The organism is Pseudomonas rhodesiae (assembly GCF_007858255.1).
Taxonomy (GTDB): domain Bacteria; phylum Pseudomonadota; class Gammaproteobacteria; order Pseudomonadales; family Pseudomonadaceae; genus Aquipseudomonas; species Aquipseudomonas rhodesiae.
This window is the reverse complement of the sequence record NZ_VFEU01000002.1, coordinates 225,144-245,777: the sequence shown is the minus strand read 5'-3', so window position 1 is coordinate 245,777 and position 20,634 is coordinate 225,144. Positions and strand designations below refer to the sequence as shown.

Annotated in this window: 23 protein-coding genes and 1 pseudogene; 10 read left to right on the top strand and 14 right to left on the bottom strand. The window is 60.8% G+C overall.

All coding sequences use genetic code 11. The annotated features are described in order from the left end of the window. Positions 1-65: 65 nt before the first annotated feature. From FIV35_RS03370 to FIV35_RS30235, 6 genes and pseudogenes are all read right to left on the bottom strand, one after another. Positions 66-1,307 (bottom strand): heme biosynthesis protein HemY, encoded by a 1,242-nt coding sequence (locus tag FIV35_RS03370; protein WP_034139770.1) that lies wholly within the window; start codon positions 1,305-1,307, stop codon positions 66-68. Between the two features lie 5 nt (positions 1,308-1,312). Continuing rightward, positions 1,313-2,425 carry a uroporphyrinogen-III C-methyltransferase gene (locus FIV35_RS03365; protein ID WP_034139771.1) on the bottom strand — a complete coding sequence of 371 codons (1,113 nt, stop codon included), beginning with the start codon at positions 2,423-2,425 and terminating at the stop codon, positions 1,313-1,315. Positions 2,426-2,467: 42 nt separating this feature from the next. After that, entirely contained in the window at positions 2,468-3,217 is a 750-nt protein-coding gene (locus FIV35_RS03360) for a uroporphyrinogen-III synthase (RefSeq protein ID WP_034139772.1), read from the bottom strand. Next, positions 3,214-4,155 (bottom strand): hydroxymethylbilane synthase, encoded by a 942-nt coding sequence (hemC, locus tag FIV35_RS03355; protein WP_034139773.1) that lies wholly within the window; start codon positions 4,153-4,155, stop codon positions 3,214-3,216. The genes FIV35_RS03360 and hemC overlap by 4 nt, the downstream gene beginning before the upstream one ends. A gap of 137 nt (positions 4,156-4,292) precedes the next feature. Then, the gene (locus FIV35_RS03350; RefSeq protein WP_034139774.1) at positions 4,293-5,039 is read right to left on the bottom strand and encodes a LytR/AlgR family response regulator transcription factor; all 747 of its coding nucleotides are present in this window, start codon (positions 5,037-5,039) and stop codon (positions 4,293-4,295) included. Continuing rightward, positions 5,036-5,152: pseudogene (locus FIV35_RS30235) on the bottom strand (sensor histidine kinase); the annotation flags it as partial. The pseudogene FIV35_RS30235 and the gene FIV35_RS03350, both read right to left, overlap by 4 nt. Positions 5,153-5,545: 393 nt before the next feature. On the opposite strand from FIV35_RS30235, the gene argH reads away from it, so the two are divergent. After that, complete coding sequence (gene argH, locus FIV35_RS03345; RefSeq protein WP_034139775.1) at positions 5,546-6,940, top strand: argininosuccinate lyase; 1,395 nt, start codon at positions 5,546-5,548, stop codon at positions 6,938-6,940. A gap of 39 nt (positions 6,941-6,979) precedes the next feature. Here argH and FIV35_RS03340 read toward each other — a convergent pair whose 3' ends face one another. Continuing rightward, a complete protein-coding gene (locus FIV35_RS03340; RefSeq protein WP_034139776.1) occupies positions 6,980-7,639 on the bottom strand; it encodes a glutathione S-transferase family protein in 660 nt (219 codons plus the stop codon). Positions 7,640-7,765: 126 nt separating this feature from the next. On the opposite strand from FIV35_RS03340, the gene FIV35_RS03335 reads away from it, so the two are divergent. The 3 genes from FIV35_RS03335 (at position 7,766) to FIV35_RS03325 (ending at position 11,408) form a co-directional block, all read left to right on the top strand. Beyond that, the gene (locus tag FIV35_RS03335; RefSeq protein ID WP_034139777.1) at positions 7,766-8,050 is read left to right on the top strand and encodes a hypothetical protein; all 285 of its coding nucleotides are present in this window, start codon (positions 7,766-7,768) and stop codon (positions 8,048-8,050) included. 94 nt (positions 8,051-8,144) lie between these two features. Further along, entirely contained in the window at positions 8,145-8,399 is a 255-nt protein-coding gene (locus tag FIV35_RS03330) for a TIGR02647 family protein (RefSeq protein WP_034139778.1), read from the top strand. 168 nt (positions 8,400-8,567) lie between these two features. Continuing rightward, on the top strand, positions 8,568-11,408 hold the full coding sequence (locus tag FIV35_RS03325) for a class I adenylate cyclase (RefSeq protein ID WP_034139779.1): 2,841 nt from the start codon (positions 8,568-8,570) through the stop codon (positions 11,406-11,408). Here FIV35_RS03325 and rnk read toward each other — a convergent pair. From rnk to cyaY, 3 genes are all read right to left on the bottom strand, one after another. Further along, positions 11,405-11,818: a nucleoside diphosphate kinase regulator gene (gene rnk / locus FIV35_RS03320; protein ID WP_034101441.1), complete on the bottom strand. Its 414-nt coding sequence runs from the start codon at positions 11,816-11,818 to the stop codon at positions 11,405-11,407. The two genes, FIV35_RS03325 and rnk, sit on opposite strands and share 4 nt — an antisense overlap. Before the next feature lie 131 nt (positions 11,819-11,949). After that, positions 11,950-12,168, bottom strand: coding sequence for a DUF1289 domain-containing protein (locus tag FIV35_RS03315; RefSeq protein WP_034101442.1), 219 nt, complete (start codon positions 12,166-12,168; stop codon positions 11,950-11,952). Between the two features lie 2 nt (positions 12,169-12,170). Beyond that, positions 12,171-12,503: an iron donor protein CyaY gene (gene cyaY, locus FIV35_RS03310; RefSeq protein ID WP_034139780.1), complete on the bottom strand. Its 333-nt coding sequence runs from the start codon at positions 12,501-12,503 to the stop codon at positions 12,171-12,173. A gap of 238 nt (positions 12,504-12,741) precedes the next feature. On the opposite strand from cyaY, the gene lptM reads away from it, so the two are divergent. From lptM to FIV35_RS03280, 6 genes are read left to right on the top strand one after another with little or no spacing between them, the layout of a single operon-like run. Beyond that, positions 12,742-12,912, top strand: a complete 171-nt coding sequence (gene lptM / locus FIV35_RS03305) for an LPS translocon maturation chaperone LptM (RefSeq protein ID WP_034101444.1) — start codon at positions 12,742-12,744, stop codon at positions 12,910-12,912. 9 nt (positions 12,913-12,921) lie between these two features. Then, a complete protein-coding gene (gene lysA / locus FIV35_RS03300; protein WP_034101445.1) occupies positions 12,922-14,169 on the top strand; it encodes a diaminopimelate decarboxylase in 1,248 nt (415 codons plus the stop codon). A gap of 3 nt (positions 14,170-14,172) precedes the next feature. Beyond that, on the top strand, positions 14,173-15,003 hold the full coding sequence (gene dapF, locus FIV35_RS03295; protein ID WP_034139781.1) for a diaminopimelate epimerase: 831 nt from the start codon (positions 14,173-14,175) through the stop codon (positions 15,001-15,003). Positions 15,004-15,016: 13 nt separating this feature from the next. Then, positions 15,017-15,733 carry a DUF484 family protein gene (locus tag FIV35_RS03290; protein WP_034101447.1) on the top strand — a complete coding sequence of 239 codons (717 nt, stop codon included), beginning with the start codon at positions 15,017-15,019 and terminating at the stop codon, positions 15,731-15,733. A 2-nt stretch (positions 15,734-15,735) separates the two neighbouring features. After that, positions 15,736-16,635 (top strand): tyrosine recombinase XerC, encoded by a 900-nt coding sequence (gene xerC / locus FIV35_RS03285; protein ID WP_034139782.1) that lies wholly within the window; start codon positions 15,736-15,738, stop codon positions 16,633-16,635. After that, positions 16,632-17,327, top strand: coding sequence for an HAD family hydrolase (locus FIV35_RS03280; protein ID WP_034139783.1), 696 nt, complete (start codon positions 16,632-16,634; stop codon positions 17,325-17,327). The genes xerC and FIV35_RS03280 overlap by 4 nt, the downstream gene beginning before the upstream one ends. Positions 17,328-17,515: 188 nt before the next feature. Here the strand turns inward: FIV35_RS03280 and sutA are convergent, their stop codons facing one another. From sutA to glnK, 4 genes are all read right to left on the bottom strand, one after another. Then, positions 17,516-17,854, bottom strand: coding sequence for a transcriptional regulator SutA (gene sutA / locus FIV35_RS03275; protein ID WP_034101450.1), 339 nt, complete (start codon positions 17,852-17,854; stop codon positions 17,516-17,518). 102 nt (positions 17,855-17,956) lie between these two features. Then, a complete protein-coding gene (locus FIV35_RS03270; RefSeq protein WP_034101451.1) occupies positions 17,957-18,382 on the bottom strand; it encodes a secondary thiamine-phosphate synthase enzyme YjbQ in 426 nt (141 codons plus the stop codon). A 210-nt stretch (positions 18,383-18,592) separates the two neighbouring features. Then, complete coding sequence (locus FIV35_RS03265) at positions 18,593-19,930, bottom strand: ammonium transporter (protein WP_034101452.1); 1,338 nt, start codon at positions 19,928-19,930, stop codon at positions 18,593-18,595. 34 nt (positions 19,931-19,964) lie between these two features. After that, positions 19,965-20,303: a P-II family nitrogen regulator gene (gene glnK, locus FIV35_RS03260; RefSeq protein WP_002555808.1), complete on the bottom strand. Its 339-nt coding sequence runs from the start codon at positions 20,301-20,303 to the stop codon at positions 19,965-19,967. Between the last annotated feature and the right edge of the window lie 331 nt (positions 20,304-20,634).

Genomic DNA, 20,634 nt, shown 5'->3' with positions numbered 1-20,634 from the left:
TGTTCGCGTGCATCAAAGGGGTGAGGGTTTGACATATCTGAGTCAACCCTCCGCTCCTTCCTACATCAAACCCGGGCAGGGACTGGCAACGGTGACGCCAATAGACGGCTATCCAACAACCCCAGGCCTTCCTGGAACAACTGGTTGCTGCGTTCGGTATCTCCCAACTGCGCCAACAGACGCGCCAGCTCGGCGCAAGCCTCAGGGTTGCGCTGCACCTGAAGGCTACTTTCCAGATAGTCGCGCGCCTTGCCCCACAAGCTGTTTTGCAGGCACAAGCGTCCCAAGGTCAATAGCAGGCTGGCATCACCGGGATGATCCTTGAGCCAACCTTCGGCGAACTTCAACTGCCGAGCCGAGTCGCTGCCGCGTAAAAGACCGTAGAGGCGAATGAGATGGCTGTCGTAACCGCGCTTGATCGCACCACGCAGGACCTCTTCGGCCTTGGCGTCAGCGCCCAATTGGCGCAGTTGCTCGGCGTAAGCCAGCACCAACTGCGGCTCCTGACGCTGGGCCGAGGTAAGTTGGTGCCAAGCCCGCTCCAGGGATTGCTGGCCAGCTTCGTCGTGCTCCTCACGCTGAGCCGCAAGGCTGAGGTTTTCACCCCATGCGCGACGTTCCAGCTCGGCCAGTTCGCCGGCGGGCAGCACCTTGTCCTTACGCAGCTGCGGCAAAAGGTGAATCACCGACGACCAGTCACCGCGCTGTTGATGCAAACGCTGCAACTGACGTAGCACCTGCGCGTTATGCGGATGACGCTCGTGCATTGCCTGTAGCGTAACCAGCGCACCGTCCGTATCGCCACGGTCCAGTTGCAGTTGCGCATGACTCAAGGCGACCGCCAGCTCAGCCTGGGGCTGGCGCTCCAACGCGCGCTCAAGCAAAGCGTCGCACTCTTCGTAACGCCCCTGTTCATTGGCGGCTCTCGCCGCGCCCAGGTAGTACAACAACGGTTGGCGTTCGGCTTCGGCGGCACGCCGCAAATGGCGTTCGGCACTGGCCCAGCGCCCTTCGGCGAGGTCCATCTGGCCCTGTTCGATAGCGATCTGTGTACGGCGGCTGCGATTACGCCGCGACCAAGGGTTGACCACGCCGCCCGACGTGGTAACCAGGCTCAGCAAGACGCGGACCAGGTAGATCGCCAGAATGATGGCAAACACGGCGAACAGGGTCGCCCACAGGCTCGACTCGTAATGCAGCACATGTGGATAAGTAATCAGCACGTAGCCGGTGTGTTTCGAAATGCCCACAGCCAGTGCCAGGGCGATCGCGATCGCCAGCACCAGGATCACATAGAAACGCTTCATCGGCTCTACTCCTGGGACGCCGGCTTGGCAGCCGCCTTGGCTTCATCGGCAGACAGGTGGCGACGATCAAGATACGCCTGCACCGCGGCGAGGCTCGCGGCCAGGTCCGGTGTCACCACCGACACGGCTTTGGGCTCAAGCTCGGCGATGCGCGCCAGCATCGCTTTGCTCTGCGGGTTGTCCTGATTGAAGTTGTCCTGCAACACGCTGCGCGCCTCACCCAGTGAGCGGCTATACACCGCCGACTCACCGTTGAGCGCCGCCCATTGCGCCTGTTCGAGCGCCAGGCTCAGGGCCAGACGCACTTGGTTCAGATCCTGACCGGCAAGCAACGGACGGATGTTGTCGTCTGGGTTGAAATCAATGCGGAAGTAGCGGGAAATCTGCTCCCACCACTGGCTCCAACGTCCCTCGGTATCGGTGGTGGGACGACCTTCAGCGGCAGGTTCAGTCAGTTGATACTCCGGCGCAATCGCCGCCAGCTGCACCACTTGATCGCGCAGGGCGGCCAATTGCAGGTACAGCCCGGTGCGGTCCGGCTGTTCGGTACTGCGCAGAGCGACCAGGCTCTTGGCCAACTGCTCGCGGGCCGCGTAGGCGCCGGGATCGCTTTGCTCGCGCAGAATCTCGTCAGCGCCCTGCACCAGCGCCTGGGCGCTATTGATGTCCTGCAAGGCCGACAGGCGCAGGCTCGCCAGGCGGATCAAGTGCTCGGCCTCGGCCAGACGCCAGTCCTGACGGCTGGCACCCAAAACAGTTTCCAGGCGCTGGCTCAGGTGTTGCTGATCACCCTGCAACTGGGCCACCAGACGGCGACGCTCCTCCAGCTCATCCGCACCCGGCAGTTGGGCCAGGCGCGCGGCCAATTGTTGCTGGGTTTGCTTGAGAGTTTGGGATTGCTCATCCAGGGTCTGCACTTGGCCCAGTTGCTGCTGGTGACTGGCTTGCAGGGCACGGACCTGCCAGATCCCCCAACCGCCGGCGGCCACTCCGGCAGCGCCGAGCAGCAAGGCGACGACCGCCAGGCCATTGCCACGGCGCGGCGCGGTGACCGGTGTCTCGACCGGCGCATCAAGTGCGGGTTGAGCTTCATCTTTAGGCAAGGCTGTTTCGCTCACGTATCCGTCCTTTGCGTATCAGAGAGTGGGGGCGGGATGTTTTTATAAGACATAGCCGCCTAACGCCACTAACAAAGCCGCGGCACTCGCGCCGCGACAATCCACCACTTTTTCTGCACCGGCAGCCCGCGCCATTTCCTGGACTCTTGGGCTGGGCACGAACAACGGCAGCTGTGCCACCTCCGGCCAATCGGCGCCGGCCAGGGCTTGCAGGTGCAAGAAACCCTGCCCACTGCTGACCACCACGCCGTTCAAGCGTTCCAACTGGATGCGCTGCATCAACACACCGGTGTCGTAGGTCGGAAGGAACCGCCGGTACAACTCCAGGTAGTCGACACTAGCACCTCTCTCGCGCAAACGCTCTGCCAGCAATTCGCGGCCGCCCTCACCCCGCAGGATCAGCACCCGCGCATCGGGGCGCGCAATAGCCTCGCGTAATGCCGGCAGTTCAAGCAAGGCCTCGCTGTCATCGCCGGTGTGCGGATAGTGAACCGTGTAGCCTTGATCGGCCAGCACCTGCGCAGTAGCTGCCCCCACACTGAACCAGGGCACCTCGGACCAGTGGCGATCCAGCTGTTGCAAGGCCAGGCGCGCGGCGGGTTTGCTGACGACAATCACGGCACAGTAGCGGCCGAGGTCACGCAACAGCGCTTGCTGGTCAGGGGTGATCGGCAAGGGCTCGATATCCAGCAAGGGCAGGCTGCTGCTGTAGATCCCGACGTCAGACAACACCGTCGCCAGCGCCGCCGATTCCTCGGCGGGCCGCGTCAGCAGCAAACGCCAGCCGGTCACTGCGGGCCGGCCTCGCCGTAGACTTTTTGCAGGATGGCGCCGGCGCCTTTCTCCAGCAGCTCTTGCGCCACTTGGATGCCCAAAGCCGTCGCTTCGCATTGCGGGCCACGCACCTCGGCGGTCAGCAAGGTGCCGCCTTCCGGATCGCCCACCAGACCGCGCAGCCACAAGTTATCGCCTTCAAGTACGGCGTAGCAGGCAATCGGCACTTGGCAGCCGCCATTGAGGTGCTTGTTCAAGGCACGCTCGGCGGTGACGCGAACTTCGGTATCACGATGGTCGAGTGGCTTGAGCAGAGTATGGATTTCACTGTCGGCGCTGCGACATTCGATACCCACGGCGCCCTGCCCACCGGCGGGCAGGCTGTCTTCGACACTGATGGCCGAGGTGATGCGGTCTTCGAAGCCAAGGCGGATCAAACCGGCGGCGGCGAGGATGATCGCGTCATACTCACCGGCATCAAGCTTGGCCAGACGCGTATTGACGTTGCCGCGCAGAAAGCGAATCTGCAGATCCGGACGGCGCGTCAACAGCTGGGCCTGACGGCGCAGGCTGGAGGTACCGACGATGCTGCCCAGGGGCAACTCGTCCAGTGAAGCGTAGGTATTGGAAACGAAAGCGTCGCGGGGGTCTTCGCGCTCGCAGATGCAGAACAGGCCCAGACCGTCAGGGAAGTCCATGGGCACGTCTTTCATCGAGTGCACGGCGATGTCGGCTTCGTTCTCCAGCAGCGCGGTTTCCAGTTCTTTGACGAACAGGCCCTTACCGCCGATCTTCGACAACGGTGAGTCGAGCAGCTTGTCGCCGCGACTGACCATGGGCACCAGGGACACCTTGAGGCCGGGGTGGGCCAGCTCAAGGCGAGCTTTGACGTATTCGGCTTGCCATAGGGCCAAGGCGCTTTTTCGGGTAGCGATGCGGATTTCGCGAGGGGACATGGATCAATCCGTACTGAATAGATACGGCAGATAATAACAGCTCAGGCAAATACGCCTTGATTTGAATCAGCAAGTGCGGGGCCTCCCTGGCCTCGTCGCACCGGGATAAGGAATGCAGTCCCGCTACAGCCCTCGGGCTAAAGCTGCTGCATCATTTTGCGCACGCCGGCGACATGCCGACGACTGACAATCAAGGCATCGCCGTTGAGCCCTTTGAGGAACAACTGAAAGTGCCCCAGCGGCGTACGTTGCAGACGCTCGATACGCTCACGGGCCACCAACGCATTGCGGTGGATACGCACGAAGCGGTCGCCGAACTCATCTTCAAGGGCCTTGAGCGGTTCATCCAACAAGACTTCACCCGCTTCGTGACGCAGAGTGACGTACTTGTGATCGGCGATGAAGTAGACCACTTGATTCAGGGGGATCAACTCGATGCCCTTGCGGGTACGTGCACTGATATGGCTGCGGGGGCCGTTGCCACTTTGGGCGGCAGGCTGGGTCAACGCGGCGAGCTGGGCGCGGTTGGGACGCTCGGCCTTCTTCAGGGCTTTGAGCAACGCTTCGGCCGTCACCGGTTTGGTCACGAAGCTCACGCCACTGTCTTCCAGCGTCTGCGCGGGAAACTCATCCTGAGCCGCACACAACACCAAGGCCGGGGGCGATTCGCGCTCACTCAGGCGGGCAGCAACCTGCAGGCCATCCAGGCCCGGCATACGGATATCGAGCAACAGCACATCGGGCTTGAGGCTGTCGATCAGCGTCAACGCCTCCTCACCGGTGGTGGCGCTCGGTTCAAGAACGGTATAACCCTCGAGTTCACTGATTAAACGACTCAGTCGCTCGCGGGCTTGGGGTTCGTCATCAACGATCAGGACATTCATATTGCGCTGGATTCCTGCGTGAGTCTCGCACAAGGATAACGTAGACAGGTGCGGTGACTTGCGTCACAGCGATCCACGCTAAGACTCGTGCGAGCGGCAAAAAGTGCCCCGAAGGTGGCACCCATATTTACCCGGACCTGTTCAATAGCGCCAAAGACCCGCTGCCTTCGGGCATCGTCGTAGGGTTTGCTGATACACAATCCGAATACCCCCCTTGTTTAATGGTTAGTCTGGGCTCTGACCGCATTACCCGACTTTGGTGCATTCACACACTATCAGTCCAACTGTAGACGCTTGCCGAGACGACATTGCTCAATCGTCAAATATCGTTTCAATAAGTCTCTTTTTCCAGTCTCGTCCCGGACGCGATCGACGGCAAGGCACTTAGCCATCCTTTGCACAAATAAAAATGCCGACGACCCGCGCCACCGCCTCCGCGAGCAACCCTGTTATGATCGGCGCCACACTTCCACGCCTTTTTATTAAAGCAACTCACGAGCGAATCCATGAGCACCGACAAGACCAACCAGTCCTGGGGCGGCCGCTTCAGTGAACCCGTCGACGCCTTCGTCGCGCGCTTCACCGCCTCCGTCACCTTCGACCAGCGCCTGTACCGCCACGACATCATGGGCTCCATCGCCCACGCCACCATGCTGGCCAAGGTCGGCGTGCTGACCGAGGCCGAGCGCGACAGCATCATCGACGGCCTGACCACCATCCGCGGTGAGATCGAAGCCGGTACGTTCGACTGGCGCGTCGACCTGGAAGACGTGCACATGAATATCGAGGCCCGCCTCACTGATCGTATCGGTGTGACTGGCAAGAAATTGCACACCGGACGCAGCCGTAACGACCAAGTCGCTACCGATATTCGCCTGTGGCTGCGTGACGAAATCGACCTGATCCTGTCCGAAATCACCCGCCTGCAAAAAGGCCTGCTTGAGCAGGCCGAGCGTGAATCGGACACCATCATGCCCGGCTTCACCCATCTGCAGACCGCACAGCCCGTGACCTTCGGCCACCACCTGTTGGCCTGGTTCGAAATGCTCAGCCGCGACTACGAACGCCTGGTGGACTGCCGCAAGCGCGCCAATCGCATGCCTTTGGGCAGCGCCGCGCTGGCCGGTACGACCTACCCGATCGACCGCGAATACACCGCGCAACTGCTGGGTTTCGACGCCGTGGGCGGCAACTCCCTGGATGGCGTTTCGGACCGTGACTTCGCCATCGAATTCTGCGCCGCCGCCAGCATCGCGATGATGCACTTGTCGCGGTTCTCCGAAGAGCTGGTGCTGTGGACCAGTGCACAATTCCAGTTCATCGATTTGCCGGACCGTTTCTGTACCGGCAGCTCGATCATGCCGCAAAAGAAAAACCCCGACGTGCCGGAGCTGGTACGTGGCAAGAGCGGCCGTGTATTCGGCGCACTGATGGGCCTGCTGACCTTGATGAAGGGCCAGCCATTGGCCTACAACAAGGACAATCAGGAAGACAAGGAACCGCTGTTCGACGCCGCCGACACCTTGCGCGATTCGTTGCGCGCGTTTGCCGACATGATCCCAGCAATCAAGCCCAAGCACGCCATCATGCGCGAAGCGGCTTTGCGCGGGTTCTCCACGGCGACTGACCTGGCGGACTACCTGGTGCGTCGTGGCCTGCCGTTCCGCGACTGCCACGAAATCGTTGGCCACGCCGTGAAATACGGCGTGGACACCGGCAAGGACCTGGCGGAAATGAGCCTGGAAGAACTGCGCCAGTTCAGCGATCAGATCGAGCAAGACGTGTTTGCCGTGCTGACCCTGGAAGGTTCGGTCAACGCCCGTAACCATGTGGGCGGCACCGCGCCGGCGCAGGTCAAGGCAGCGGTCGCGCGCGGCCAGGCCCTGCTCGCCAGCCGCTGAGTACAGTAGTGGGAGGGGCTTGCCCCCTCCCACACTTGATCACTTTTTCGCCGCCACCATGGCCAGGAACGCCGGCATCGCGGCTTGCCTGTCCGCCTCCACTTTTTGCGCGTTGGGCATTGCGTTAAGGCGATCCAGCAACGCTTTGGCCGCCGGCAACTGCGCCAGCAAGTCCAGCCCGAACAACTTCTCGCCGACCCCGCAGGCCAGGTTCAAGCTGTACATGAAGTACAGATCCGCAATGGTGAAGCTCTCCCCCGCTACAAACGGCGCAAACTTGCCATGCCGCCCCAGCGAAGCGATGCCCAAGAGCAATTCCGCCTTGGATTTTTCCTTGATCGCCTCCGCAACCGCTACGCCAAAAAATGCTTCGCCAAAGCAAGCGCGCGCTGGCAGTTCGATATAGAGCTCGATTTCCCGGCACAAGGCCAACACCTGGGCGCGCTCGAACGGGTCGGCCGGGAGCAATGACGGCCCTTCCTGGGTTTGTTCGATATATTCCAGGATCACGCTGGTTTCATTGATAAAGCCCTGCTTCACCTCCAGCACCGGCACCTTGCCGCGCGGGCTGACCGCCAGTACGTCAGGGGCCTGCCCGGCATAAAACAGTACTTCTTCGAAGGGCAGGCCCTTCTCCAGCAGCGCCAGTTTCACCATGTTGTAGTAGTTGCTGACCGAAAATCCGTAAAGCTTGAGCATCGCAAAGCCTCCAGGCCGTGTGCGGGGTTGGCTGCAAGCGTTATAGACGCCCGGTGGCCGCTTGACCAGCAGCATCACCTGCTTGAATGGGGGTAGACTGGCGCCCTTTCCTTGAGGAGCACCGCCATGAGCGAGCCCACTGATATCGACAATGACGAAGAAGCTTTTGCCGAACATACGCTGATCGGAGCGATCGAAAACCAGATCGAAAGTGACAACCCACCCGCCGCCAAGGCCACATTCAACAAGCTGACGTTGGTGGGCTATGAGCGGGAAGAAATTCTAAACCTGATGGCTCATGTGCTGGCTTTCGAAATTGGCGCCATGCTGGACGAGGGTCGCGCGTTCGATGCCCAATGGTACGAAACAGCGCTGCGCGCACTGCCCGAGCTGCCGCCGGAAAAGGAATAGCTCCGAGACGCCGCAACACGCTGGACAGTTCGGCAAAGTGAGTTCACCTTATGGCCTGCTAGCCTCTAATAAATTTAGAAAGTCTGGAGTCCTTATGTCGTATACCCCTGAGTTGGTTGCCGAACTGGAAATCCTCGCACTCTTCCCCTTGGACAGCACCCAGGAAGGCCTGAAAGTCCATCAGACCGCCGCGCCCAGCGCTATCGCCGCAGCCAAACGTCTCTTCGATAAAAAACTGATCGATCAGCCGGATGGGGGCTATCTGACCAGCCTCGGCCGCGATGCTGCCGAGCAAGCGCAAACCCTGCTGACCATCTTGACCACTGCCACGAACAAAGAAGCCGCCTGATTCCGGATGCCGCCCATGGAGTCCGCCGCCGCGGATTCCGAGGGCGTCGCCTGAGCGACTGTAAAATTCTGACGCCAAAAAACCATTTCCCTCTAAACCTCCTACGTTTCTGACTGTAAACTCCTACACGGCCGCCCACGCCGGGCTCTGCGAGCCAACGAGTTCGACATGACCCGCACCCATGAAATCCGCCCCGACTTGGACGAAGGCATCGACCGCAAGGTGCTGGCACAGTTGCGCGCGCGTTTCATGGCGCTTAATGAAGGCCGCATGGCCCGCGCCGTCGAGGGGCTGACACCTCGCCAGCAAAGCGTACTGACCCTGTTGCCGCTGTTCTTTCACGTCAATCACCCGCTCTTGCCCGGTTATGTCTCGGGCAGCACGCCGGCGGGGCTGTCGAATTTCGAGCCTACCCCCCAAGCACTGATCGAAGCCCAGCGCCTGACGCGCTCGTTCGCCTATAAACCGCGCCATGGCAACCCACCCCGACCGATCCATGGGCTGTTCCTGATGGGCAGCCTTGGCACGTTGGCCCAGGCCGACCAAAGCGACATGGATGTGTGGGTATGCCACGCGGCGGATCTGGGCGAAAACGAGCTGGCCGAACTGCGCAAAAAGTGCCAATTGCTGGAGGCCTGGGCCCAGAGCATGGGCGCCGAGGCGCACTTTTTTCTGATCGAACCGACGCGCTTTGTACTCGGCGAGCGCGACACCCAACTCAGCTCCGACGACTGCGGCACGACCCAGCACTATTTGCTGCTCGATGAGTTCTATCGCACCGCCATCTGGCTGGCCGGGCGTACACCGATCTGGTGGCTGGTGCCGGTATATGAAGAAACCCGCTACGCCGAATTCACCCATACGCTGCTGTCCAAGCGCTTTATTCGCGCCGACGAAACCCTGGACCTTGGCCATCTGGCGCGCATCCCACCGGGCGAATTCATGGGCGCCGGGCTGTGGCAGTTGTTCAAAGGCATCGAGTCGCCGTACAAGTCGGTGCTCAAGCTGTTGCTGACCGAGGTGTACGCCAGCGAACACCCGCAGGTGCAATGCCTGAGCCTGCGCTTCAAACAGGCCGTGTACGCCAATCAAATGGACTTGGACGAGCTGGACCCCTACGTTGTGGTCTACCGCCATATCGAGGGCTACCTCAAGCAGCGTAACGAGCCGGAACGGCTGGAGCTGGTGCGGCGCAGTCTGTACCTGAAGGTCAACCGCAAGCTCAGCGCCGGGCAGCGCGCCAGCAGTTGGCAACACCTGTTGCTCGAACGCCTGGCCCAGGAGTGGGGTTGGGACCCGCGCCAACTGGCGTTACTGGATAGCCGAAGCCAGTGGAAGGTGCGCCAAGTGGCTTCCGAACGCCGCGCCCTGGTCAACGAGCTCAACCACAGCTACCGCTTCCTGACCCAATTCGCCCGCACCGAACAGACCGTCAGCTTGATCAACAAGCGCGACCTCAATGTGCTGGGCCGGCGCCTGTACGCCGCGTTCGAGCGCAAAGCCGGCAAAGTCGAATTTATCAACCCGGGTATCGCCCCAGACTTGGCCGAAGACACCCTCACCCTGCTTCAATCGCATAACCGCAAAGAGCCGGGCCAGCATCACTGGAGTTTATATAACGGCAATCTCACTGCTCTGGAGTGCGAACACTTCGCGCCGATCAAGCGCAGCCGCGATCTGCTGGAAATGCTCACCTGGTGCCATCGCAACGGCGTCATCGACAGCAGCACACGGTTGGCCCTGCACCCCGGTGTCAGCGACATGACCGAATTCGAGCTGTTCAATCTGTTGGGCAGCCTGCAACAGACCATCGCTTTGCCCCTGGCCAGCGTCGATGAAGAGCGCCTGCTGCGTTCGGCGGTACCCGAGGAGGTGCTGTTGCTGATCAATGTCGGCGTCGACCCGCTCAAGCATCACCGCGAGCTGAACATCCTGATGACCACCGAGCGCACCGATTCCCTGAGTTACGCCGGGGTGCGCGATAACCTGGTGCTGACCCTCGACCAAGTGACCCTCAACAGCTGGAACGAGGTGATGGTCAGCCGCTACGACGGCCCCCATGCGTTGCTCGATTGCTTACGCGATTACCTCAACCAGCTGCCACCGGGTCATCTGCCGCGCCTGCGGGTGCGCTGCTTTTGTCACAACCGTGCGCAATTCATCGCGCAACGTGTGGAGGAAGTCTTCGACACCGCGCAACACCTGCTGCTGGGTCAGTCCAACCATCGCTATCTGCTGCAAGTGCAGCAGCACTACCATGTGATGGAGTTGATGCCGGGCCAGGCCACCCACGTTTCGTTGGCCACTCAGGAGGCGCTGATCGCTTACCTCAGCGAAGAATTGGCCAGCTACAGTCCCCTGCACTTGGACGCCATGGCCCTGGAAGATCACGACCTGGCGCTCTTGCTACCCATGGGCATGGCGGCCTGCGTGCAGGTGTTCTACCGGGTCAATGAAGATTTCGCCGAGTTGTACGTGCTGGATGAGTTCAACTCGCTCTGGCAACAGCGCTTGCCCTTCCATGATGAACAGAGCCTGTTGGTGCCGTTGCAGCGCTTTTTGCAATCGATCATGTATCGCCGCGATGCGCTGTCACCGCTGGACCCGCAGCAACCCATGAGTGCCGTGCAAACGCTGTATTACCAGTTGTTGCCATCAGGCAGCGGCCGCGCCCGTGGCGTCGAACCTCGGCCAGCGCCTTTGACCCCGGCGAACAAACCGTTCTATGACGTGCAGGCGATTATCGGCAAGGCGGCACCGGGCCAAGTGAGCATCACCCTGTACTGCAATCAGCGGGAGTTTTCCGAGCTGGAATTCGGTGATCAACTCTTCACCGTGGTCGCCCAGGAGATTGTCGGGCAGCGCCGGGAACCCGAGCGCTACCGCTGCTACATCACCGACCTGGACCTGTCAGGCCTGCTCGGTGATGTGCAAAGCCCAAGCAACCTGTATCTGCGCTATAAGGCCGAGCTGGAACGATCGCTCAACGAAGCGCTGAGCCAGATTTAGAGAGGAAAGGCGCCACCATCTTTTGGCTGGCCTTCGACACTGAGCAGTTCCAGTTTGAGGGTCTTGCCACCCGGAGCCGGCCAGTCGATATGCTGGCCCACCTGCAGGCCGAGCAGCGCGCTGCCGACAGGCGCCAGGATCGAGATCTTGCCGGCGTCGGCGTTGGCGTCTTTGGGGTAGACCAGGGTCAGGTGGTAGTCCTTACCGCTGCCTTGCTCGCGGCAATGCACGCTGGAATTCATGGTCACGACACCCGCAGGCACTTCATCGTGGCCGACCACATCTTCGGCGCGGTCGAGTTCGGCTTGCAACGCTTCGACGCCGGGAGACTCGTCGCCCAAGCGATCGATCAGTTGCTCCAGACGCTGCACGTCAAGGCGGGTGAGGATGATGGACGGTGCGGTGGTCATGATTCAGGCAGACTCCTTTTTTCTGCACAAAAAAGCAAAACCCCGCCAGAAAAAGGCGGGGTTCTCACGGGCCTCGATGAGTTGAGGCGTAGCCGGACACTAACACAGCGTCACAAATAAACAAGACGGCCTCAGGCGCGGGCCCTGCGCTGCTCGGCTTCGGCGCGGATCACCCGACGCCGATCATCGTCGGCGGAGCGCCATTCGCGAATGTCTTCGACATGCCGGAAGCAGCCAAGGCAGACTTTGTGCTCATCCAGACGACACAAACTGATACAAGGTGACGGCACCGCCGGGCTGACATTGCTGAACAGCGGCTTGGGCGGGCGTACGGGTGCAGGCTGGGTCACGGTCAGATCTCGTCGAATTCCAGCTCGACGCCGGCTTGTTCCAGGGTGAGGCGCGCGAGCATTTCACTCAACAGCTCATCGCTGGTATCGCACTGCCAATTGCTGTCTTCTTCGTTGTAATCAAAGTGAAAACCACCCGAACGTGCTGCCAGCCATAGCTGACGCAGCGGCTCCTGGCGACTGAAGATCAACTGGGTGCCGTTCTCGAACTTGACCGTCAGCACGCCTGCCGAGTTTTCCAAGTCCACGTCCAGGCCGCTGTCATCAAAAATATCCTCCAGCGCCTGCTGGGTCGCATCCACCAAGTCGTGAAAACGGGCTTCGGTCAAACTCATTGTGGCAACCTCGAAAGTGTCTGGTTTTGCTCAAGCGCCGCACGATACGGGCGAGCTTCGCCGATTGCAAAGGATACCGATTTCATTACCGATCTCGGTATGAAATATCCCAAGCCAGCGTAGTCTGCTTCGCGCTTAAGACGGCAAACCCCCGCCGGACGGGTATTCCAGCGCATAGGCAAGCTGGCGGGTGGTGGGTATACTCGGGCGCAATTAATGCATATTCAAGGATTTCGCCATGAAGCGCCTGATCTCTTCCCTTGCTGCGCTCGTCGCGGTCGCTTGCCTCGTTAGTGCCTGTGGTCAAAAAGGCCCACTGTACCTGCCCGATGACAGCAAAGACCCGAACGAACAGGCGCAATCGTCGCAAAAGCCAGCAAAAGCGCATAAGCACGACACCTTCGAATAAGGGAACCCCATGGACGCTTTTAACTACCGGGACGGCGAGCTGTTCGCGGAAGGCGTGGCGCTGTCCGCGATTGCCGAACGCTTTGGCACCCCGACGTACGTGTACTCCCGTGCGCACATCGAAGCGCAATACCGCTCGTTTACCGATTCGTTGAATGGCGTGCCGCACCTGGTGTGCTACGCGGTCAAGGCCAACTCGAACCTGGGTGTGCTCAATGTCCTGGCGCGCCTGGGCGCCGGTTTCGACATTGTGTCCCGTGGCGAGCTGGAACGTGTTTTGGCCGCCGGCGGCCAGGCCGACAAAATCGTGTTCTCCGGCGTCGGCAAGAGCCGCGAAGATATGCGCCGCGCCCTGGAAGTCGGCGTGCATTGCTTTAACGTCGAGTCCAGCGAAGAGCTGGAGCGCCTCCAGGTCGTGGCCGCCGAGATGGGTGTTCGTGCGCCGATCTCCCTGCGCGTCAACCCGGATGTCGATGCTGGCACCCACCCGTACATTTCCACCGGTCTCAAAGAGAACAAGTTCGGCATCGCGATTGCCGACGCCGAGGACGTGTACATCCGCGCCGCCCAACTGCCGAACCTGGAAGTGCTGGGTGTCGATTGCCATATCGGCTCGCAATTGACCACGCTGCCACCGTTCCTGGATGCGCTCGACCGCCTGCTGGCACTGATCGACCGCCTGGGCGACTGTGGCATTTACCTGCGCCACATCGATCTGGGCGGTGGCGTCGGCGTGCGTTATCGCGATGAAGAGCCGCCGCTGATTGCCGATTACATCCAGGCCGTGCGCGAGCGCATCGAGGGCCGCGATCTGGCGCTGATGTTCGAACCGGGCCGCTATATCGTCGCTAACGCGGGCGTACTGCTGACCCAGGTCGAGTACCTCAAGCACACCGAGCATAAGGATTTCGCCATCGTCGACGCGGCGATGAACGATCTGATCCGCCCGGCGCTGTACCAGGCCTGGATGAATGTCACCGCCGTAACGCCTCGCAACAGTGAAGCGCGCGCCTATGACATCGTCGGCCCGATCTGCGAGACCGGTGACTTCCTGGCCAAGGATCGTCAGCTCGCCCTGGAAGAAGGCGATCTGCTGGCCGTGCATTCGGCCGGTGCCTACGGGTTTGTCATGAGTTCCAACTACAACACCCGCGGCCGTACCGCCGAGGTGCTGGTGGACGGTGATCAAGCGTTTGAAGTGCGTCGCCGCGAGACGGTAGCCGAGTTGTATGCTGGCGAAAGCCTGCTGCCGGAGTAAGCCATGCTGCTGCGTTTTACCAAGATGCACGGGCTGGGCAATGATTTCATGGTTCTCGACCTGGTCAGCCAGCACGCGCATATCCTGCCCAAGCACGCCAAACAGTGGGGCGACCGGCATACCGGCGTCGGCTTCGACCAGTTACTGATCGTTGAGGCGCCCACTAACCCGGAGGTGGATTTCCGTTACCGGATCTTCAACTCCGACGGTTCCGAAGTGGAACAGTGCGGCAACGGTGCGCGCTGCTTTGCGCGCTTCGTGCTGGACAAACGCCTGACCGCCAAACGCCAGATTCGCGTCGAGACCAAGAGCGGCGTGATCGAGCTGGATATCCGCAACGACGGCCAGATCAGCGTCAACATGGGCGCGCCACGTCTGGTGCCGGCGGATATTCCGTTCCAGGCCAGCGAGCAGGCGACCAGTTATGCCGTAGAGGTCGACGGCAAAGTGGTCGACCTGGCGGCCGTGTCCATGGGCAACCCCCACGCCGTGCTGCGCGTCACCGATATCAATAACGCCCCGGTGCATGAACTGGGGCCGAAAATCGAAAACCACCCGCGCTTTCCGGCGCGGGTCAATGTGGGCTTTTTGCAGGTGATCGACCGTCACCGCGCGCAATTGCGCGTGTGGGAACGGGGCGCCGGCGAAACCCAGGCCTGCGGCACCGGCGCCTGCGCCGCTGCCGTCGCCGCGATCAGCCAGGGGTGGATGGATTCGCCGCTGCTGATCGACCTGCCCGGTGGGCGCTTGTCCATCGAATGGGCGGGCCCGGGCCACCCGGTGATGATGACCGGGCCGGCCACGCGCGTATACGAAGGACAGGTCCGTCTATGAGTGAGCCAATCCAATGACCGATAAGCCTCAAGTACCCGCACAAGCATCCCCGAGCGAAACTCTGGAGGCCGCTGCCGTCGCGGCGTACCTTGAGGCTCATCCGGATTTCTTCGTCGAACATGACGAACTGCTGCCGGCCTTGCGCATCCCCCACCAGCGCGGCGATACCGTGTCGTTGGTGGAACGACAAATGAAGATCCTGCGCGAGCGCAATATCGAAATGCGCCATCGGCTCTCGCACCTGATGGACGTGGCCCGCGACAACGATCGCCTGTTCGACAAAACCCGCCGCCTGATACTGACCCTGCTGGACGCCACCAGCCTGGAAGAAACGGTGATGGCCGTGGAAGACAGCCTGCGCCAGGACTTCCAGGTGCCTTTTGTCAGCCTCATTCTGTTCAGCGACAACCCGATGCCGGTGGGCCGCTGGGTCAGTGGCAGCGAAGCTCAAACCGCTATCGGCGGGCTGCTGTGCGAAGGCAAGACCGTCAGCGGCACCTTGCGCGAACATGAACTGGACTTCCTGTTCGGCGCCGAACAGCGCAAACAGATCGGCTCCACCGCCGTGGTCGCCCTCAGCCATCAAGGCTTGCATGGCGTATTGGCTATTGGCAGCCGCGACCCTGCGCACTACAAAAGCTCGGTGGGCACACTGTTCCTGACCTATATCGCCGAAGTGCTCGGCCGCGTCCTGCCGCGCTTCACCACTTCCCTGCGCGCGGTGCGCTAGTTATGGAACGGCAACTGGACGCTTACTGCGCGCACCTGCGCAACGAGCGCCAGGTGTCGCCCCACACGCTGGAAGCCTACCGGCGGGACTTGAACAAGGTTCTGGCCTACTGCGAAAAGCAGCAGATCGCCAGTTGGAAAGCGCTGGATATCCAAAGCCTGCGCAGTTTGATCGCACGCCTGCATCAGCAGGGGCAATCCTCGCGCAGCCTGTCTCGTCTACTGTCGGCGGTGCGCGGGCTTTATCACTACCTCAATCGCGAAGGCCTGTGCGACCACGACCCGGCCAATGGCCTGTCACCACCCAAGGGCGAACGGCGCCTGCCCAAGACCTTGGATACCGATCGCGCCCTGCAATTGCTGGAAGGCGCAGTAGAGGATGACTTCCTCGCCCACCGCGACCAGGCAATCCTTGAGCTGTTCTATTCCTCAGGCCTGCGCTTGTCGGAGCTGACCAGCTTGAATCTCGACCAACTGGACCTGGCGGACGGCTTGGTGCAAGTGCTCGGTAAAGGCAGCAAGACCCGCGTACTGCCCGTGGGCAGCAAGGCCCGCGAAGCGTTGCAGCATTGGTTGGCGCTGCGGGCGTTGGCCAACCCGGCGGACGATGCCGTCTTCATCAGCCAGAAGGGCCGTCGCCTCGGGCCACGGGCGATTCAGGTCCGGGTCAAGGCCGCGGGCGAGCGCGAATTGGGGCAAAACCTGCACCCGCATATGCTGCGGCACTCCTTTGCCAGTCATCTGCTGGAATCGTCCCAAGACCTGCGCGCCGTACAGGAACTGCTCGGGCACTCCGATATCAAGACCACACAGATCTACACCCACCTGGATTTTCAACACCTGGCAACGGTGTACGACAGCGCCCATCCAAGGGCCAAACGCATCAAGGGCGGCGACTCATGACTATCAAGCTGATCACTTTCGACCTGGACGACACGCTCTGGGACAACGTACCGGTCATCATCAGCGCCGAAGCGTCGATGCGCGAATGGCTGGCGACCCACGCGTCCAAAGTCGGCGACCTGCCTCTGGAGCATTTCGCCAGATTGCGCCAACAGGTGCTGGAACGTCACCCGGAACTCAAGCACCGCATCAGCCTGTTGCGCCATCGGGTACTGACGCACGCATTCGAAGAGGCTGGTTATCCACAGCCCGAGGCCACCGAAATGGCGGATGTGTGCTTTGAGGCGTTCATCCATGCCCGCCATCAACTGACGGTCTTCCCCGAGGCCGAACCCATGCTGCAGGCGCTACGTCGCCAATACCTGCTGGGGGTCATCACCAACGGTAACGCTGACGTACAGCGGGTCGGCCTGGCGGACTACTTTCACTTCGCCCTGCGGGCCGAGGATGTCGGCATTGCCAAACCGGATGCACGGTTGTTTCAGGAAGCCTTGCAGCGTGGCGGCGTGAATGCCGACGCGGCAGTGCATGTGGGTGATCATCCAGGGGACGACATTGCCGGCGCACAGCAGGCGGGGCTGCGTGCAGTGTGGTTCAACCCGACGGGCAAGGATTGGGAGGCGGATAAGCGCCCGGATGCGCAGATTCGCAGCCTGACGGAGTTGCCGGAACTGCTCCGCAGCTGGCAATAACCTTGTAGATCCAGCGGTGGGAGAGGACTTGCCCCCGATTACGATAGGTCAGCCAGCAATTTAGGGACTGATCCCCTGCTATCGGGGGTAAACCTCATCCCACATTTGAATCGCATAAGACTAAAAACATCAGGCATGAAAAAGCCCGCAGCGACGGCGGGCTTTTTCTTACAAGCGGGTGGCTGACCTCAGATAGGTCGGCTGCCGTACTTGTTATCCGGCTTCTTGGGCGGATCGGCTACCACGTTGGGCTCGACTTCGACCACTTTGCCGCCTTTAGCGAGGAACTCTTCCATCGCACGGGCCAGGGCATCACGCTCTTTGTTCTTGGCTTCAACGCTTGGCAACTCATCGACCGAAACCGCGGCCTTGGCTTTGCCTTTGGCTTTAGGAGCTGCGTCATCGCCAACACTGTCATCGGCCTCGCCAGTAACGTCGTCGTCAACAGCTGCCGCGTCGAGACTATCATCAGCCTCGTCGTCGTCACCTACTTCAAGTTCGTCGTTTTCCAGATCATCGTCGCTCATGTTCTACCTCATGACTTGCGAAAAGCAGATTAGTTATAGCCCAGCTTGATCCTCTGTCGAGGCGGCTGGAAAAAAATCAACGTCCACCGGCCAACCAGTGGCTTATGCCCCATCACCGTGCAAAGTGGCGAGGACTTTACGAGCACCGCCATGATCACGGTGCTCGCCCAGATAAACACCTTGCCATGTCCCCATCGCCAAGCGGCCGGCCTTCACCGGCAAACTCAGCTGGCACCCCAGGAGACTGGCCTTGAAGTGCGCCGGCAGATCGTCCGGACCTTCGTCGTTGTGTTCGAACCCTGCACGACCTTGTGGTACCAGCGAGTTGAAAAAACGTTCGAAGTCACGGCGAACCGCCGGGTCGGCGTTCTCGTTGATAGTCAACGAGGCCGAAGTGTGCTGCAGCCACAGGTGCAACAGTCCTACACGACATGCCTTCAATTCAGGCAAGCCGGCAAGCAACTCGTCGGTCACCAAGTGAAAGCCCCGGGGCCTGGCCCGCAGGGTAATCAGGGTCTGTTGCCACATACAGTTCTCCGCCCATCGGCGCGCATTCTAGCGCGCTCTGGGAAAAAACAAAGTGTCGAATACGCCTACATGCCTGTAAGACATTCGCACGCTGAAAAATGCCGTGTGCGCCCCATCACAATCACTGCACAAAAATGGCCTGGCGCCCTATGACTGACAAACGCCAGACAAAAAAATGCCCGGCAAGCCGGGCATCTTTTTTTCGCGTACTTACAAGTTGTAGCCGCGCTCGTTGTGTTGCGCCAGATCGAGGCCAACCGCCTCTTCCTCTTCGGTGACACGCAGGCCCATGACCATGTCCAGCACCTTGAGGATGACGTAGGTGACGATCGCCGTGTAGATCACGGTGAAGCCCACACCTTTGCACTGGATCCAGACCTGTGCCGCTACGTCCGTCACGGTGCCGAAGCCGCCCAACGCAGGGGCTGCGAACACACCGGTGAGGATCGCACCGACGATACCGCCGATACCGTGCACACCGAAGGCGTCCAGGGAGTCGTCATAGCCCAGCTTGCGCTTGAGGCTGGTGGCGCAGAAGAAGCAGATCACACCGGCCACCAGGCCAATCACCAGGGCGCCCATCGGGCCTACGGTGCCGGCAGCTGGCGTAACGGCAACCAGGCCTGCGACCACACCCGAAGCAATGCCCAGTGCGCTTGGCTTACCGTGAGTAATCCACTCGGCGAACATCCAGCCCAGCGCCGCAGCAGCGGTGGCGATCTGAGTCACCAGCATCGCCATGCCGGCGGTGCCGTTGGCGGCCGCCGCGGAACCGGCGTTGAAACCAAACCAGCCGATCCACAACATGGCCGCGCCGATCAGGGTGTAACCCAGGTTGTGCGGCGCCATCGGCGTGGTCGGGTAGCCTTTACGCTTGCCAAGCACGATGCACGCCACCAGGCCCGCGACACCGGCGTTGATGTGCACCACGGTGCCGCCGGCGAAGTCCAGCACGCCCCAGTCCCACAACAGGCCGCCGTTGCCGCTCCACACCATGTGTGCGATCGGTGCGTAGACCAGAGTGAACCAGATGGCCATGAAGATCAGCATGGCGGAGAACTTCATGCGCTCGGCAAAGGCGCCGACGATGAGTGCCGGGGTGATGATCGCGAAGGTCATCTGGAAGGTGATGAACACCGCTTCGGGGAACAACGCCGCCGGCCCGGTGATGCTGGCCGGGGTGACACCCGCCAGGAACGCCTTGCCCATGCCGCCGAAGAAGGAATTGAAGTTGACCACGCCCTGTTCCATACCAGTGGTATCGAACGCGATGCTGTAACCGTAGATAACCCACAGGATGCTGATCAGGCCCGTGATGGCAAAGCACTGCATCATCACCGACAGAATATTTTTGGAGCGAACCATGCCGCCGTAGAACAGCGCCAGGCCAGGGATGGTCATGAACAGCACCAGCGCAGTGGATGTCAGCATCCACGCGGTGTCGCCGGAGTTGAGGACTGGAGCAGCCACTTCGTCTGCCGCCATGGCCAGGCTTGGCATTACGATGGACAACAGGGCTCCGAGCCCTGCGAATTTACGCAGAGTCATATTGTTTTCTCCTGGGGCGTTGGGGTTTGGCGGCTTAGATTGCGTCGGTATCGGTTTCGCCGGTACGGATGCGAATAGCCTGTTCCAGATTGACCACGAAGATCTTGCCGTCACCGATCTTGCCGGTGTTGGCGGCCTTGGTTATCGCCTCGATAACCCGGTCAAGATCCTTGTCGTCAATGGCGACATCAATCTTCACCTTCGGCAGGAAATCCACTACGTATTCCGCGCCGCGATACAGCTCGGTGTGACCCTTCTGCCGACCGAAGCCTTTGACCTCAGTAACGGTAATGCCCTGCACGCCGATCTCGGACAACGACTCGCGTACATCGTCCAACTTGAACGGCTTGATGATGGCAGTGACTAGCTTCATGAAAACTCTCTCCCGAATTGGTGGACTTGCCCCAGGAAAACAAACCCGTCTCAAGTCTAAGCGCAGTGCCTGGCTTTGTAACGCGTCGTCGCCTCGGCTATGCCGTTGCGACGCCAGCTAACCACTGGTGACAAACCTGTACCCCTGATCCATCGGCGCACTGCATTCGTCACAGCGACTGCATCAGTGCATGGGTCATGATCGTCTAAGCAGAAACCTTGCCAGCTCCGTAAAAACCACTGAAATCAATCCTTTGCCCACTTATGTCCACCTTCGGTTCGTTTTGGTGAGCGTAATGCGCACGAAAACGGTGCGTGGCCCGCCGCCCCTC

What these genes read in the sequence shown, in the direction of transcription:
- FIV35_RS03270 (WP_034101451.1), bottom strand. Translation starts at nt 18,382, where the DNA reads ATGTGGCAACAGACCCTGATTACCCTGCGGGCCAGGCCCCGGGGCTTT.
- FIV35_RS03335 (WP_034139777.1), top strand. Translation starts at nt 7,766, where the DNA reads ATGAGCGAGCCCACTGATATCGACAATGACGAAGAAGCTTTTGCCGAA.
- dapF (WP_034139781.1), top strand. Translation starts at nt 14,173, where the DNA reads ATGCTGCTGCGTTTTACCAAGATGCACGGGCTGGGCAATGATTTCATG.
- FIV35_RS03325 (WP_034139779.1), top strand. Translation starts at nt 8,568, where the DNA reads ATGACCCGCACCCATGAAATCCGCCCCGACTTGGACGAAGGCATCGAC.
- FIV35_RS03370 (WP_034139770.1), bottom strand. Translation starts at nt 1,307, where the DNA reads ATGAAGCGTTTCTATGTGATCCTGGTGCTGGCGATCGCGATCGCCCTG.
- xerC (WP_034139782.1), top strand. Translation starts at nt 15,736, where the DNA reads ATGGAACGGCAACTGGACGCTTACTGCGCGCACCTGCGCAACGAGCGC.
- FIV35_RS03280 (WP_034139783.1), top strand. Translation starts at nt 16,632, where the DNA reads ATGACTATCAAGCTGATCACTTTCGACCTGGACGACACGCTCTGGGAC.
- cyaY (WP_034139780.1), bottom strand. Translation starts at nt 12,503, where the DNA reads ATGAGTTTGACCGAAGCCCGTTTTCACGACTTGGTGGATGCGACCCAG.
- argH (WP_034139775.1), top strand. Translation starts at nt 5,546, where the DNA reads ATGAGCACCGACAAGACCAACCAGTCCTGGGGCGGCCGCTTCAGTGAA.
- FIV35_RS03330 (WP_034139778.1), top strand. Translation starts at nt 8,145, where the DNA reads ATGTCGTATACCCCTGAGTTGGTTGCCGAACTGGAAATCCTCGCACTC.
- hemC (WP_034139773.1), bottom strand. Translation starts at nt 4,155, where the DNA reads ATGTCCCCTCGCGAAATCCGCATCGCTACCCGAAAAAGCGCCTTGGCC.
- glnK (WP_002555808.1), bottom strand. Translation starts at nt 20,303, where the DNA reads ATGAAGCTAGTCACTGCCATCATCAAGCCGTTCAAGTTGGACGATGTA.
- FIV35_RS03350 (WP_034139774.1), bottom strand. Translation starts at nt 5,039, where the DNA reads ATGAATGTCCTGATCGTTGATGACGAACCCCAAGCCCGCGAGCGACTG.
- sutA (WP_034101450.1), bottom strand. Translation starts at nt 17,854, where the DNA reads ATGAGCGACGATGATCTGGAAAACGACGAACTTGAAGTAGGTGACGAC.
- rnk (WP_034101441.1), bottom strand. Translation starts at nt 11,818, where the DNA reads ATGACCACCGCACCGTCCATCATCCTCACCCGCCTTGACGTGCAGCGT.
- lysA (WP_034101445.1), top strand. Translation starts at nt 12,922, where the DNA reads ATGGACGCTTTTAACTACCGGGACGGCGAGCTGTTCGCGGAAGGCGTG.
- lptM (WP_034101444.1), top strand. Translation starts at nt 12,742, where the DNA reads ATGAAGCGCCTGATCTCTTCCCTTGCTGCGCTCGTCGCGGTCGCTTGC.
- FIV35_RS03290 (WP_034101447.1), top strand. Translation starts at nt 15,017, where the DNA reads ATGACCGATAAGCCTCAAGTACCCGCACAAGCATCCCCGAGCGAAACT.
- FIV35_RS03340 (WP_034139776.1), bottom strand. Translation starts at nt 7,639, where the DNA reads ATGCTCAAGCTTTACGGATTTTCGGTCAGCAACTACTACAACATGGTG.
- FIV35_RS03265 (WP_034101452.1), bottom strand. Translation starts at nt 19,930, where the DNA reads ATGACTCTGCGTAAATTCGCAGGGCTCGGAGCCCTGTTGTCCATCGTA.